Origin of the sequence: Rhodococcus sp. BP-349 (assembly GCF_019835845.1) — a bacterium.
Classification (GTDB): Bacteria; Actinomycetota; Actinomycetes; order Mycobacteriales; family Mycobacteriaceae; genus Rhodococcoides.
Genome location: NZ_JABUDR010000002.1, coordinates 967,796 through 981,332 on the forward strand (window position 1 = coordinate 967,796; position 13,537 = coordinate 981,332).

At 68.6% G+C, this 13,537-nt stretch carries 13 protein-coding genes and 1 pseudogene; 10 read left to right on the forward strand and 4 right to left on the reverse strand.

Annotated features, from left to right (window positions below; all coding sequences use genetic code 11):
- The first annotated feature begins 15 nt into the window (after positions 1–15).
- Positions 16–1,131 (forward strand): cellulase family glycosylhydrolase, encoded by a 1,116-nt coding sequence (locus tag HQ325_RS14885; protein ID WP_222630575.1) that lies wholly within the window; start codon positions 16–18, stop codon positions 1,129–1,131.
- A 2-nt stretch (positions 1,132–1,133) separates the two neighbouring features.
- Here the strand turns inward: HQ325_RS14885 and HQ325_RS14890 are convergent.
- Together HQ325_RS14890 and HQ325_RS14895 are read right to left on the reverse strand one after the other, a co-directional pair.
- A pseudogene (locus tag HQ325_RS14890) lies at positions 1,134–1,232 on the reverse strand (excalibur calcium-binding domain-containing protein); the annotation flags it as partial.
- A 13-nt stretch (positions 1,233–1,245) separates the two neighbouring features.
- Positions 1,246–2,598, reverse strand: coding sequence for an MmgE/PrpD family protein (locus HQ325_RS14895; RefSeq protein ID WP_222630577.1), 1,353 nt, complete (start codon positions 2,596–2,598; stop codon positions 1,246–1,248).
- Positions 2,599–2,767: 169 nt separating this feature from the next.
- Between HQ325_RS14895 and HQ325_RS14900 the strand changes: the two genes are divergently transcribed.
- Together HQ325_RS14900 and HQ325_RS14905 are read left to right on the forward strand one after the other, a co-directional pair.
- Positions 2,768–3,580 (forward strand): cyclase family protein, encoded by an 813-nt coding sequence (locus HQ325_RS14900; RefSeq protein ID WP_056442061.1) that lies wholly within the window; start codon positions 2,768–2,770, stop codon positions 3,578–3,580.
- Positions 3,577–4,992: an MmgE/PrpD family protein gene (locus HQ325_RS14905; protein ID WP_222630579.1), complete on the forward strand. Its 1,416-nt coding sequence runs from the start codon at positions 3,577–3,579 to the stop codon at positions 4,990–4,992. Before HQ325_RS14900 ends, HQ325_RS14905 begins: the two co-directional genes overlap by 4 nt.
- On the opposite strand, the gene HQ325_RS14910 is transcribed toward HQ325_RS14905, so the two are convergent.
- Both HQ325_RS14910 and HQ325_RS14915 read right to left on the reverse strand, forming a co-directional pair.
- Positions 4,989–5,801 carry a CoA ester lyase gene (locus HQ325_RS14910; RefSeq protein WP_222630581.1) on the reverse strand — a complete coding sequence of 271 codons (813 nt, stop codon included), beginning with the start codon at positions 5,799–5,801 and terminating at the stop codon, positions 4,989–4,991. The genes HQ325_RS14905 and HQ325_RS14910 overlap by 4 nt on opposite strands.
- Before the next feature lie 8 nt (positions 5,802–5,809).
- Entirely contained in the window at positions 5,810–6,610 is an 801-nt protein-coding gene (locus HQ325_RS14915) for an IclR family transcriptional regulator (RefSeq protein WP_222630583.1), read from the reverse strand.
- 244 nt (positions 6,611–6,854) lie between these two features.
- On the opposite strand from HQ325_RS14915, the gene HQ325_RS14920 reads away from it, so the two are divergent.
- The 7 genes from HQ325_RS14920 to HQ325_RS14950 are packed head-to-tail and all read left to right on the forward strand — an operon-like array spanning position 6,855 to position 13,537.
- Positions 6,855–8,075: an ABC transporter substrate-binding protein gene (locus HQ325_RS14920; protein WP_027504754.1), complete on the forward strand. Its 1,221-nt coding sequence runs from the start codon at positions 6,855–6,857 to the stop codon at positions 8,073–8,075.
- Entirely contained in the window at positions 8,072–9,055 is a 984-nt protein-coding gene (locus tag HQ325_RS14925) for a branched-chain amino acid ABC transporter permease (protein WP_027504755.1), read from the forward strand. The genes HQ325_RS14920 and HQ325_RS14925 overlap by 4 nt, the downstream gene beginning before the upstream one ends.
- Entirely contained in the window at positions 9,052–10,095 is a 1,044-nt protein-coding gene (locus HQ325_RS14930) for a branched-chain amino acid ABC transporter permease (RefSeq protein ID WP_056442070.1), read from the forward strand. The genes HQ325_RS14925 and HQ325_RS14930 overlap by 4 nt, the downstream gene beginning before the upstream one ends.
- Positions 10,092–10,811, forward strand: coding sequence for an ABC transporter ATP-binding protein (locus HQ325_RS14935; RefSeq protein WP_197027740.1), 720 nt, complete (start codon positions 10,092–10,094; stop codon positions 10,809–10,811). Before HQ325_RS14930 ends, HQ325_RS14935 begins: the two co-directional genes overlap by 4 nt.
- Positions 10,808–11,512, forward strand: coding sequence for an ABC transporter ATP-binding protein (locus HQ325_RS14940; protein ID WP_027504758.1), 705 nt, complete (start codon positions 10,808–10,810; stop codon positions 11,510–11,512). Before HQ325_RS14935 ends, HQ325_RS14940 begins: the two co-directional genes overlap by 4 nt.
- A 28-nt stretch (positions 11,513–11,540) precedes the next feature.
- Positions 11,541–12,173 carry a hydantoin racemase gene (locus tag HQ325_RS14945; RefSeq protein WP_222630585.1) on the forward strand — a complete coding sequence of 211 codons (633 nt, stop codon included), beginning with the start codon at positions 11,541–11,543 and terminating at the stop codon, positions 12,171–12,173.
- Positions 12,170–13,537, forward strand: coding sequence for an FAD-binding protein (locus HQ325_RS14950; protein WP_222630587.1), 1,368 nt, complete (start codon positions 12,170–12,172; stop codon positions 13,535–13,537). Before HQ325_RS14945 ends, HQ325_RS14950 begins: the two co-directional genes overlap by 4 nt.

Consider the following 13,537-nt stretch of genomic DNA (forward strand, 5'->3'; position numbering starts at 1 on the left):
TCGGGGAGTGCGGTCATGCAGGTCGGTAGACGCGTTGCGCAGATTCTGTTGGTGGTGGCGACGGTGATCGCCACTCTGTCGGTGCCGACCGCGTCGGCGGCGAGTCCCTATGTCGGGCGTCAGGGCATCGGGCTCAACGGCATCGACTTCCGGAGCAGCTCGAGCGCTCAGCAGGCGCAGGCGACCCGGGTCGCGGGCACGGGCGCCAAGTGGGTCCGCATCGAGATCGACTGGTGGTACGTCCAGGACGGTGGGCCGACGGCCTACAACTGGTCGGGTCCGGACGGAGCGGTGGCGGCGGCCAAGGCCAAGTCCCTCAACGTTCTGCTGCTCATCCAGAAGACACCGCCGTGGGCTCGGACGACGAACGACGGCAGCACGCCGCCGACGAACCCGAACGACTACGCGACGTTCGCCGCCAAGGTCGTGAGCAGGTATGCGCCGCAGGGGGTTCGATCGTTCGAGGTGTGGAACGAGCCGAACCTGTGGATGTTCTGGGCCGACCCGGTGACGGGCAAGCCGAACGCGCAGGGTTACGTCGATCTACTGAAGGCGGCCTACCCGAAGATGAAGGCCGCCACCACCAGTGCCATCAGCATCGTGGCGGCCGGACTGTCCCCCTACGGCACCACCGGTCAGAGCCCGGAAGGGCACGCCGTCTCACCGATCACCTACCTCGATCAGATGTACGACCTCGGCGCCGGACCGTACTTCGACGCCGTCGGCTGGCACCCGTACACCGCGCCCGCGTTGCCGAACGACACTGCCGACTGGAACGCGTGGTCACAGATGAGCGTGGACTTCACCAACCCGGACGGCACCGTGTACCAGAAGAGTGCGCGCACGATCATGACCGAGAACGGCGATGCCGGGAAGCTCATCGTCATGACCGAGGCCGGCGCCGCCACCGCGGGCGACCCGAGCGTCAGCGAGCAGGTACAGGCGACGGCCTACCGGCAGGCCATCGATAACCGCCTGTCCTACTCGTGGGCCGGGCCGATCTTCTTCTACGAGACCACAGACCGCGCCGCGATGACCGCGGTGAACCCCGACAAGGAGAACTACTTCGGGGTCTACCGCTCGAACGGGGTGGCCAAGCCGGCGGTGACGGTTCTCAAGAGCGTGCGCTGAGCTCACTCACACCCGACGCCGTCTCCGTCGCGGTCCAGGTGCGAGCCGTAGCCGGGGTCGCCCACGCGGACGGGCGCTGCGCCGGCGTTCCGAGCCGCGGTGCAGTTCTTGTAGTCACGGCAGCGCGGTCAGAGTTCGGACCACGTCCGAAGAATGCAGGACATCGGTGACCACGCGATCGATCCGCCCGGCATCCTCCGCGCCGACGAGCCGTTCGATCTTCTCCACTATCTGCGCGTGATCCAACGGGAAATGGTCGACGTCTCCCACCGGATCCGGTGAACCGGCCGACACGGTCTCGCCGGAGACGAGAACGATGTCGACCTCCGCGGCGCGTCGGTCGGGCAGCAGCGCCGTGAGCGCGGGCGACGACTCGACGTCCACCCGTGCGCTGAACTCCTCCGCCGCACGGAAGGTCGCGCTGCCGGGCGTCAGGGTCTCCACGTCGATGCTTCCGGCCACCACCGCGGCGGACACGACGAACGGCAGCGAGAACATCGCACCGAGCCGCGTCGAGGGGTGCCGACCGAACAGGGGTTCCGCCAGCGCGTGGGTGCGGACGCGCACGCTCGCGATGTCGGCGATATCCAGGTTCGTGCGCAGAGCCTGCACGATGTCGACGGCGGCGTGGGTGTACGAGCAGCTGGCATGGCGCTTCGCGTACCCCTGATCGAGGGCGAACGTGCCGTCCGGCGCGGGTGCGAGCCTGTCGGCATCGAGAGTGCCGACGATGTCCCCCAGAGTCGTCGCCGCCACGCCGCTGTTGTGCACCAGTCCTGCCGAGGACAACCGCGCGGCGTCGAGTCCCGCACGGACGGCGCCGCCGATCCACAGGTTCCGGGCGAAGTTGCCCGCGAGCACCACGGCCCACGGTGCGACGTGCACGAGCGCGGTCGAGGCGTCGATCGCGGCCGCCGTGCGCTCGGCGTCGAGATCCCACACGACGGCAGCGGCGGCGGCAGCGCCGGTCGCTCCCCAGTGTCCGTGGGTGTGCCACTTCGGGTCGCGGGTCAGTGCGGCACCGAAGCGGGTGGCCACCTCGTAACCGGCCACCACGGCTGCGACGAACCGGTCGCCCGACACCGGCTGCGCGCTGAGGCGGGCCGCTGCGACGGCAGCCGGGAGCACATGGGCGGCAGGGTGACCCGCCGCGTACTTGTTGCCCTCGTCCAGTTCCAGGCAGCACGAGGCGATCGCGTCCAGGTAGGCCGCGGTCTCCACGCCGGTGTGGGCGCCGCGACCGACGGTGACCGTCGTGCCCGGTTCGGCTCGCCACCGCGTGAGAAGCGCGGTCAGTTCCGGTGTCCGCGCTCCCGCCAGGGTGACACCCAGAAGGTCGAGCAGCACGGTGCGGATCCGACTCTCGTACGCGGTACCGGTCGCGGGTAGGTCGACGCAGAACCGCGCCAGATCGTCGATGCGCATCCGCACCTGTTCCGCTGGAAGGAACGCAGTCGAGTCGGTCATGCGGCAACGCTAGGACTGACGCTCGTGCTGGTCAATACATCTGCCGGACGTGATCAGGGCTGCTAGGGTCGGCATCGACAACAGTCAGACATCGCGGTGTCTTCGGTGGAGATCCGCTCAGCGGAACAGTGCTCACCGTGAACCCCAGTCCAGAGGAGAGAATCGAGCCATGTCGGACAGACTTCTCGAGGCCGTCACGGCCGGTGTACGCACGGTCGATCTGGGGCGTCAGCTGCGGGTCGGTATGCCGCAGTCGCCGAATCACCCGCAGTTCTGGCACACGCTTCCGCGTCGGCACGGCGACATGACGCGGTCGGACGGCGGCAGCGCCGCGAACGACATGATCACCACCGGAACGCATGTCGGCACCCACATCGACGCACTCGCCCACGTCTCCCATGAGGGGAAGATGCACGGCGGTGTCGACGCGGCCGAGGCCGGTGTCGGCGGCAAGTACGTCGAGCTCGGTGTGCACACGATCGCGCCGATGATCCGCCGCGGCATCCTGCTCGACATTCCGGCCGTGCGCGGGACCGAGCGACTCGAGGGCGGCGACGAGATCACGGTCGACGATCTCGAGTCCGCCTGCGCCGCTCAGGGTGTCGAGGTGTCGGCCGGCGACGTCGTGCTGATCCGCAGTGGGTGGGCGCAGTTGTTCGACGAGGGTCAGCCCTACGTCGGTGGTCCGTCCGGGGTTCCCGGTGTCGGCGAGCCCGGGGCGCAGTGGCTCGCGTCCCGAGAGGTGCACGCCGCGGGCGCCGACACCATCGCCTTCGAGCGCCTTGCGCCGGGCGGTGGCCACGCGCTGCTCCCCGCTCACCGAGTCCTGCTGGTGGAGAGCGGCATCTACATCATCGAGGCCCTCGATCTCGAGGAGCTCGCACGCACCCGGACGTACGAGTTCACCTTCGTCCTGGTGCCGCTCAACATCTTCGGCGCCACCGGATCGCCGGTGCGCCCCCTCGCGGTGGTGTCGGCATGACCGAGTCCACACTCGCCCGCACGCTGGCGGAGTTCGCGGTCGAGCACTCGTTCGACGATCTGCCTGCCGACGTGGTGGACAGCATCGGGCTCCGCGTCCTCGACACGCTCGGGATCGCGATCGCCGCCACGGAACTCGACACCAGCGCCATGGCCACCGCGTGGGCGCGGGAGCAGGGCGGTCGAGCCGTCGCCTCGGCCGTCGGAGTGGAGGAGAACCTCCCGCCGACACTCGCGGCCTTCGTCAACGGGGTGCTCGCGCACTCCCTCGATTTCGACGACACCCACCTGCCCTCGGTGCTGCACCCCAGTGCGTCGGTCGTCCCGGCCGCACTCGCGGCGGCGCAGCAGCACGGTGCCTCCGGCCGAGACCTGGTGCGCGGTATCGCCATCGGCCTCGAGGTGTGTGTCCGCCTCGGCATGGCGGGCTTCGATCCGGAGACCAAGAACTCGGTGTTCTTCGAGAACGGGCAGCACGCCACGTCCATCTGCGGAGCCATGGGCGGTGCGGTCGCTGCCGCGGTGATCGGCGGCGCCTCGGCCGACGGCATCGTCGACACGCTCGGTATCGCGGCGTCGATGGCGGCCGGCATCATCGAGGCGAACCGCACCGGTGGCACGGTCAAGCGCATGCACTGCGGGTGGGCGGCGCACTCCGCCGTGTCCGCGGCGGGTCTCGCTCGGCACGGCATCACCGGACCGCCGACCGTGCTCGAGGGCAGGTTCGGATTCTTCCAGGCGTGGCTGCACCAGAGCGGGCGCGCTGCCGAGATCACCGACGGCCTGGGCAGCACCTGGGCCGCGCCGGGTCTCTTCGTGAAGCCCTACCCGGCCAACCACTTCACGCACGCGGCTCTCGACGCGGCGGCGGCGTTGCGAAATCGGGGCATCGCGCCGGCGGACGTCGAGAAGTACGTCCTCGGTGTCCCGGCCGCGAACCTTCGGACCATCGGTGAACCCATCGAGGTCAAGCGCACCCCGCAGACCGGGTACATGGCTCAGTTCAGCGGGCCGTACGCAGTGGCGGTGGGCATGCTCGGCGGCGGGGGACTCGGTGCGGTGTTGGACGACTACACCGACGAGAAGGCCACGTCGACGGAGCGTCGCGACATCATGGCGCGCGTCGACGTCGTCCCGGACGCGCAGTGCGACGCCATCTTTCCGCACCAGTTCCCGGCCGTTCTCACGGCGCATCTCACCGACGGCACCACCGTCGTCGAAGAGGTGCTGACCACGCGCGGCGGCCCGGAGCGGCCGTTGTCGTTCGAGGACGTCCGAGCGAAGTTCACGGCCAACGTCGACGGTCTGCTGAGCGTGCAGGCAGCCGACGCCTTCGCAGCGCAGTGCGCCGGCCTCGCCGACCTCGAGGACCCGGGCGTTCTGTTCGATTCGATTCGCACTCTGGGGATTTAGAGTCGGACGCGGGCCAGGATCTCCCGGGCGCCGCGGACCACGGCCTCGTCGACGAAGCGTCCGTCGTCGTCGACCGTGGGTCCGCCGGCCGCCCGGTCGAACAGGTCGACGAGGCGCTCCGCCCGGCGCACGTCGTCCGCGGCCGGTGTCAGGGCATCGTTGATCACGGGCACCTGGCCGGGATGTACCGCGGTGCGAGAGCGGAAGCCCATGTGCACGAAGTGCGCGGTGGTGGTGACGAACGCGTCGAGGTCGCGGAACTCGGTGGAGGTCGGTGCGATCGGTGCCTCCAGACCCGCTGCTGCGCAGCCGATCACGATGTCCGCGCGGATGGCGTCGACCACGTGCTCGGTGTCCGCCGCGCGGGTGATCCGCAGATCGGCCAGCAGGTCCACCTCGCCGATGCCGACGGTGACCAGTCGGGAACTGCTCGCCAGGTCGGTCAGGCCGCGCAGGGCCGCCGCGGTCTCCACCAGACCCACCATCGCGATGTCCGCGTCTCCGAGTCGCTCGTCCGCCTCCGTGAGGGAGGCCGCCCCGCACTTGGCCACGATGATCCCGGTGACGCCGGGTCGGGCAGCCGCGGCGAGGTCCTCGGCGAGGAACTCGGGTGTCACGCGGACCCACACCTGCGCTCCACCGTCGCGCGGACGGTCCAGCCACTGCGCGACATCGGTTCTCGCCGTGTCTTTCTGCGCGAGCGGAACCGCGTCCTCGAGATCGAGGATGACGGCGTCGGCCGGTCCCGAGACGGCCTTGTCGAACAGGGCGGGCTTCACGGCCGGCACGTAGAGGAACGAGCGCGGCATGCGGCGGGTCATCGCGCGGCCCGCGCTTCGAGGCTCTGGGTGATCGCGCGTGCAGCGGCCAGCACCTGGCCGGCGTGCGCGACGTGGTCGTCGTCGGCGGTGGAGGAGTAGCGGAAGGCCGGGCCCGAGGAGCTGACCGAGCCGAGCACGTGGCCGGCCGCGTCGAAGAACGGCGCCGCGATGGAGGCGGCGCCGGTGTTGCGCTCGTTGATCGAGGTCCCGTAGCCGGTGTCCCTGATCTCCTGGAGGCGGGCCAGAAACGTGTGTTCCTCGGCGTCCGGAGTGCTGCCGCGCAACTCCTCGAAGGCCTCGTGCGCGTAGTGCGGTGGGAGGAAGGCGAGGATGGCGCGACTCGAGGCACCGGAGTGCAGTGGGTACTGCGGCCCGATCTCCACCACCATCTTCACTTCCTGCGGACTCTCGTACTGGTCCAGGTAGACGCGTCGATGCCCCACCAGGACGGACAGCGTCGCCGTCTCCAGCGTCTGAGCGCGCAGCCGCCGGAGGATCGGCGCGGCGATGGATCGGACGTCGAGCTGGCTCCACGCCTTCGTACCGAGTCCGATGGCCGCGGGCCCGAGGGAGTAGGTGGACTCACCCGCCACCGGCTGCACGATCGAGCGCGACGCCAGGGACTGCAGGATCCGGTGCACCACGGCCTTGCTCAGATCCAGGCGACGCGCGAGCTCCGTGACGCCCAGTGCTCGATCGGACTGCGCGAAGGACAGTAGGACGTCGGCCACCCGATCCGCCGATTCGGTACCCGTCGACACGGAGTCGGTGCCGGTCGAGCTGGTAGTTGCGGCCATGGGGCCAACCTTCCACATTCGCTGAGGACGTGCGCGGCTTCTGCGCGTTCCGCCCAGCGAACCATACCCGTAACAAGAAAGTCATCAAATGGCCTGTTCTGACCCAGTGATGCGTGTAATACTCAGGACTGCAGGGAATGGCCACCCACTAAGTGGTGCGCTGAGCGGAACACAGGCCGTGTCCTTCGGTCACACGGTTTCCCGAGACTCGGCGCCTCGATCGGCGCGGAAGGCAGATCCAATCATGAGAAAAGTCGTAGGCGTGCTCGCCGCAGTGGCCCTTCTGGGCACGGCTGCGTGTGGATCCTCGTCCGGATCGGACGGTTCGGGTCCCATCAAGATCGGATCCGTGCACCCCACCACCGGTGCGCTGGCCGGTGTCGGTGGACTGATGAACGACGGTGCCGCACTGGCCGTCGAGGACATCAACGGTGCCGGCGGCATCTCCTCGCTCGAGGGGCGTCCACTGGAACTCGTCACCGGTGACAGTCAGGGCAAGGCGGAGGTCGGCCAGAGTGAGGCGCAGCGTCTGATCGACGACGGCGCGGTCGCCCTGGTGGGCACCTATCAGAGTGACGTGACGCAGAACGTCGCGTCGGTCGCCGAGCGCTCGCGGGTGCCGCTGGTCATCGACGTCGCGGTCGACGACAAGATCCTCGACCAGGGTTACCAGTACGCGTTCCGGATCCAGCCGAACGCCTCCAGCATGGGTACCGACGGCGCCAAGGCGCTCGCGGCCATCGAGGAGCAGACCGGCCAGCCGATCGATCGCGTGTCCTACCTGCACATCGAGGGTTCCTTCGGTGACAGTGTGTTCGACGCCTTCGAGAAGGAGGCCGCGAACCAGGGCATCTCCTCGGTGCAGGAGATCACGTACCCGGCCACCAACTTCTCCGACGCCACGACGCAGGTGCGCGAGGCCGCGGTCTCGAATCCCGATGTCATCGTCGCCACGGGCTACTACCCGGACGGTCTGCTCATCGCGAAGGCCGTCGAGCAGTTGAACGTCAACGTCAAGGGTGTCTACGGCATCGCCAACGGCGCCTTCGACGACAGTTCCTTCCCGGCTGCCGCCGGCACCGCCGGTGAGGGCGTGCTGTCCGCCAACTACCACTTCGACGCCACCAGCGATCGGGTCAACGACATCCGCTCGCGCTTCGAGGAGAAGTACGGCCGTCCGATGGAGACGGCGGCGATGCTGTCCTACCAGGCCGTCGAGGTCATCGCGGCCGGGCTCGAGGACGGTGCCGACGCGGATCCGGAAGCGTTGCGCGAGGCCATCTCCGGAGTCACCATCGACGATCCGCTGCTCGCCTTCTCCGGTCCCATCCAGTTCGACGAGACCGGTCAGAACTCCAACGCGACGGTCATCGTGATGCAGGTGCGCGACGGCCAGGTCACCCAGGTCTTCCCGGACGAGTTCGCCACCGAGGCCATCGAGTTCCCCGCGGGAGCGGGCCGGTGACGGTCGTCGCCGAGAGCGCGGCCACGGAGAAGACCCGGCGCGCCGTGAATCCCGGTGTCGCCGTCGGAGGAGCGCTCGTCGTGATCCTCGCCGTCATCTTCTTCGTCGGCGGCAAGGACCAGGGCCTGGTCGGCCAGGCCATCGTGTCCGGTCTGCTGCTCGGCGGGGTCTACGCGCTGATCTCGGTCGGCCTGACGCTCATCTTCGGTGTGCTCGGCATCGTGAACTTCGCCCAGGGCGCGATGCTCACCCTGGCGATGTACATCGTGTACGCGCTGTCGACGGCGGGGCTGCCCGTCTACGTGGCAACGCTTCTCGCGGTTCCCGTCATGTTCGTGTTCGGCATGATCGTGCAGGCCACCCTGCTCACCAAGCTCACCATCGGCGGGAGCCACGAGGGGCCGCTGCTGGTGACCCTCGGGTTGTCGTTGCTCATCATCAACGTGCTCCTCATGGTCTTCGGTGGTCGGCCCAAGTCGGTCGAGGCACCCGTGGACGGATCGATCTCGATCCTCGGCACCGTCGCGGCCTGGCCTCGGGTGCTCGCGTTCGTCGGTGCCGCGGTCGTGGCGATCGCGCTGAAGTCGGTGCTCGAACGCACGCGCCTCGGGTTGTCGATCCGCGCGGTGGCGTCGAACTCGGAGGGTGCCAAGCTCGTCGGAGTCGACATCGGCCGTGTCTACGCGCTGACGTTCGGTATCGGCGCGGCCTGCGTGGCCGTCGCCGGCGGTCTGATGACACCGTTCACGTCTCTCACCCCGTCGGTGGGCGAGCAGTTCACGATTCTCGCCTTCGTCATCGTGGTGCTGGGCGGTCTCGGCAGTGTGGTCGGAGCCATGGTCGGCGGCATCGTCATCGGTCTGGTCCAGACGGTCGGCGCCCTGTACCTCCCCGGTACCGGATCGTTGATCCTCGTCTTCGCCGTGTTCGTCATGGTGCTCTTTCTCAAGCCCGAAGGTCTGTACGGAGGACGCCGATGACCACCACGACGGATGTCTCGACGGACTCCGCGTCCGACACGCGGCTGAAGGACTCCTGGCTGCGACGCCAGTTGCTCACGCTCGTCATCGGGTTCGTGGTCGTCGCCGCGTTCCCGCTCGTGCTCGGCGAGCAGGCGCAGACGGTCGCGGTCCGGACGCTGATCTTCGCGATCATGGCGGTCGGCTGGAACCTCATGAGCGGCTTCGGCGGCATGTTCAGCTTCGGTCACGCGGCGTTCTTCGGCATCGGCGCGTACACCGGTGCGTATCTGCTGGTGGAGCACGGCATCTCGCCGTGGATCTCCATGCTCGTCGGCGCCGTGGTGTCCGCCGCGGTGGGCACCACCATCGCCTACCTCTGCCTGCGCTACCGGCTGGCAGGGTCGTACTTCGCCCTGGCGACGTTCGCCTTCGCGCAGATGTTCCTGCTGCTCGTGCAGAACCTCGAGGTCTTCAACAAGACCGAGGGCTTCAACGTGCCGATCCTGCCGCGTGATTCGTGGTGGATGCTGCAGTTCGAGAAGGGCAGTGCCAACTACCTGTGGATCCCGTTGGTGATCCTGGCGCTCGCTGTGCTGGGCACCATCTTCTACGTCCGGTCCCGGCCGGGGCAGTACGTGCAGGCGATCCGTGACGACGCCACCGCGGCAGCCTCTCTCGGCATCGACACGATGAAGTACCGGCTCATCGCGGTCGCGGCGAGCTGCGCCCTCACGGCCGTGGCCGGCGTGTACTACGTGCAGTACTACTTCTTCGTGGGCCCCGAGCAGGCGTTCGGATCCGCGGTGTCCGTCGAGGCCATCGTCCCGGCCGTCATCGGCGGCATCGGGACCATCTGGGGACCGGTGCTCGGCGCCGCGGTCATCGGGCCGCTGTCGGAGCTCATCAACGAGCTGCTGCGCAACCCGCCCGCATTCCTCGAGTTCCTCCAGGGATCCATCGGACTCGACGTGGCGGTCTACTCGGTGATTCTCATCCTGATCGTGATCTTCCTGCCCAAGGGGATCTTCGGCACGATTCGCGAGAGGTGGCGCAAGTGAGCGTCCTGAGTATCGAGAATCTCAGCAAGTCGTTCTCGGGCATCCACGCGGTGCGCGACGTCAGCATCGACGTCCCGGACGAGCAGTTTCTCGGCATCATCGGCCCCAACGGCGCCGGCAAGACCACCCTGTTCTCGCTGTTGGCCGGCGAGCAGCCGCCCACGTCGGGTCGGGTGATCTTCGACGGCACCGACATCACGGGGTGGCCCGCGGACCGCATCGCCCGCGCAGGTCTGGTGCGTACGTTCCAGTTGATGCGGCCGTTCGAGTCGATGTCCGTTCTCGAGAACGTCACCATCGCCGCACTGTCCAAGCGTAAGTCGCGGAAGGACGCGCGTCGGCACGCTCTCGAGGTACTCGACCGGGTGCAGCTCTCCGACCAGGTGGGCGGGACGGTGTCGACGATGTCGACGGCCGGGCTGAAGCGCCTGGAGCTGGCCCGCGCTCTTGCCATGGAACCGCGGGTGGTCCTGCTCGACGAGGTGCTCGCGGGACTCGTTCCGGCGGAACGTGCGCCGATGATCGAGCTGCTGCGCTCCCTGCACAGCGGCGGGCAGACCGTCCTGTTCGTCGAACACATCATGGCCGCGGTCATGGCGTTGTCCGAGCGCCTGGTCGTCATGCACGAGGGCGCGGTCCTCACAGCGGGGGATCCGCGCACCGTCATCGAGGACCACCGCGTCGTCGAGGCCTATCTGGGTGAGGAGACCGCATGATGCTCGAGATCGACGATCTGCACGCCGGCTACCGGCGACTGGAGATCCTGCACGGTGTCACGATGCATCTGGAGAAGGACGAGATCGTCTCTCTCATCGGAGCCAACGGCGCCGGCAAGACCACGACGCTTCGCGCCCTGTCGGGTCTGGTCACGCCCAGCAAGGGCCGCATCATGTTGGACGGCAACGATATCAGTGGCAATCGCGCCGATCGCATCGTCCGGTCGGGGCTGGTGCATGTCGCCCAGGACCGCGCACTCTTCGGTTCGCTGCCGGTCTCCGAGAACCTGGAGATGGGCGCGTACACCCAGAAGCGCGGGTCCACGAAGGAGTCGCTCGACCGCGTCTTCGATCTGTTCCCCATTCTCGCCGAGCGGCGGACCCAGCGCGCGGACACCATGTCCGGCGGTCAGCAGCAGATGCTGGCCATCGGCCGCGCCATGATGTCGAAGCCGCGTGTGCTCACGCTCGACGAACCGTCCGTCGGCCTGGCGCCGAAGCTCGCCGCCGAGGTCCTCGAGGCCATCGTGCGGATCCGCGAGACCGGGGTGACGGTGCTGATCGTCGAGCAGAACGCCGCACAGGCACTCGCGATCTCCGACCGCGCCTACGTCATCGAGAGCGGATCCATCGTGCTCACCGGTACGGGAGCCGAGCTCGCCCACGACGATCGCGTCAAGGCTGCGTACCTCGGCATCTGATGCCGCACCTCTCGTCAGGAGTTTCCCCGTGCGATTGCTCGCATACACCCCCATCCATGTCGACTTCGCCGAGTTCCGGCGACGTCAGGAGCGGTACGACGCACTGAGCCCGGCGGGCGTGTCCGTCGTCCTGCGCAACATCGGTCCCGATGCTCCGCGCGCGCTGGACACCGAGGCCGACGTCCGAGCGTCCGAAGTGGCACTGGCCGCCGCCTTCCGCGCGTCCGATCCGTACGAGTTCGACGGGTACCTGCCCGACTGCGTGCTCGATCCGTGTGCGGAGGAGGCGGATTCCTTCGAGCGCCCCCTGTACGGACTGACGCGACTCACCGCGTCGTTCTACGCCTCGCAGGGCCACCGCCTGGGCGCCCTCGCCCGCAATGCCGCCATCGCGGCCGAACTCGACCGCCGCGTGGCGGGTTACGGCATCGCCGCCGAGCCGACCGTCGTCATGGACCTGTCGTTCGACGACATCGCGGACTCGCGGGCCTGGGCCGACGCGGTCACCGTCCACGCTCGTGCGCTGACGTGTTCGGTGGCCATCAACGCGTGCTCGGCGGTCGATCTCACCGGGCCGCGAACCACACCGCTGGTCGTGGATCCCACGGCCACCGCACTGCGCCTGCTCGCACTGCGCGACGAGCTGGAGCCGGCATCGTGAGCGCGGACGGACCCGATCTGATCGTCGCCGGTGCCGGCGGCGGACTGATCGCCGCGCTGCGTGCCGCCGAGCACGGACTGGACGTGCTGGTCGTCGAGGCCAGCGACCACTTCAAGCGCGGCAACAACACCGCGATGTCGACGGCCATGATTCCCGGTGCGGGGTCTCGCTGGCAGCGTGAGGCGGGCATCGAGGACTCCCCGCAGACGTTCGTCGAGGACGTGCTCCGCAAGACGAAGGGCACGGCCGACGCGGAGCTCGCCGGAGCCCTCGCCCGGGTGAGTGCGCCTCTGGTCGAATGGATGGCGGATCACCTCGACGTGCCGCTGTCGCTGGTCACCGATTTCGCCTACCCCGGTCACTCGGCACTGCGCTGCCACACCGTCGAGGGTCGGCACGGAAGCGTGTTGCTCGAGCACCTGGTCCGCGCGGTGACGGCGGAGCCGCGTATCGACGTTCTGGCACCGGCCCGGCTGACCGACGTCCGCGTCGACGACGGCCGCGTCACCGCCGCGGTGATCACGCTCCCGGACGGGTCGACCGAGACGATTCCCACCGACGCGGTGCTGTTGGCCACCAACGGGTACGGCGGCGACCACGAGCGGGTCGTCACCCACGTCCCCGAGATCGCGCAGGCTCGCTACCACGGCAGCGAGCACTCCCGCGGAGACGCGCTCACCATCGGTGACCGTCTCGGCGCCGCGACCGCGTATCTCGATGCGTACCAGGGGCATGCGGCGCTGTCGAAGAAGGCGTCGACCCTGGTCGGGTGGGCCACCGTCATGCACGGCGGCGTCGTCCTCGACCTCACGGGGCGACGCTTCGGTGACGAGACGACGGGCTACTCCGAGTACGCCGCCCATCTCGCGGCCCGCCCCGAGTCCGAGGGCGTCATCGTCATCGACCGCGACATCCACGACAAGTGCCTGTCGTTCACCGACTTTCGTCAGACGGTCGATTCGGGCGCCGTAGTGTGGGCGGACACGCCGGCAGAGCTGGCCGACGCGCTGGGGCTCCCCGCCGATGCCGTCGTCGGCGAACTCGCGGCCGTCGAGAGGTTTGCGCGGGGTGAGGAGTCGGACCCGCACGGGCGCACCTCGTTCGAGCACGAGCTCACCGGGCCGTACGCCGCGATCCGCATCGTCCCCGCGCTGTTCCACACTCAGGGCGGCCTCGTGGTCGACGGGAACGCTAGGGTCCTGCGACCCGACGGCACCGCGATCGAGGGACTGTTCGCCTCCGGCGGCGCCGCGATGGGCATCTCGGGCCACGGCGCCGCGGGGTACCTCGCCGGCAACGGATTACTGCCCGCACTCGGACTCGCTTATCTGGCCGCAGATGTCGTGGCCGGTACTCATCACTAG

What these genes read in the sequence shown, in the direction of transcription:
- HQ325_RS14885 (WP_222630575.1), top strand. Translation starts at nt 16, where the DNA reads ATGCAGGTCGGTAGACGCGTTGCGCAGATTCTGTTGGTGGTGGCGACG.
- HQ325_RS14895 (WP_222630577.1), bottom strand. Translation starts at nt 2,598, where the DNA reads ATGACCGACTCGACTGCGTTCCTTCCAGCGGAACAGGTGCGGATGCGC.
- HQ325_RS14900 (WP_056442061.1), top strand. Translation starts at nt 2,768, where the DNA reads ATGTCGGACAGACTTCTCGAGGCCGTCACGGCCGGTGTACGCACGGTC.
- HQ325_RS14905 (WP_222630579.1), top strand. Translation starts at nt 3,577, where the DNA reads ATGACCGAGTCCACACTCGCCCGCACGCTGGCGGAGTTCGCGGTCGAG.
- HQ325_RS14910 (WP_222630581.1), bottom strand. Translation starts at nt 5,801, where the DNA reads ATGCCGCGCTCGTTCCTCTACGTGCCGGCCGTGAAGCCCGCCCTGTTC.
- HQ325_RS14915 (WP_222630583.1), bottom strand. Translation starts at nt 6,610, where the DNA reads ATGGCCGCAACTACCAGCTCGACCGGCACCGACTCCGTGTCGACGGGT.
- HQ325_RS14920 (WP_027504754.1), top strand. Translation starts at nt 6,855, where the DNA reads ATGAGAAAAGTCGTAGGCGTGCTCGCCGCAGTGGCCCTTCTGGGCACG.
- HQ325_RS14930 (WP_056442070.1), top strand. Translation starts at nt 9,052, where the DNA reads ATGACCACCACGACGGATGTCTCGACGGACTCCGCGTCCGACACGCGG.
- HQ325_RS14940 (WP_027504758.1), top strand. Translation starts at nt 10,808, where the DNA reads ATGATGCTCGAGATCGACGATCTGCACGCCGGCTACCGGCGACTGGAG.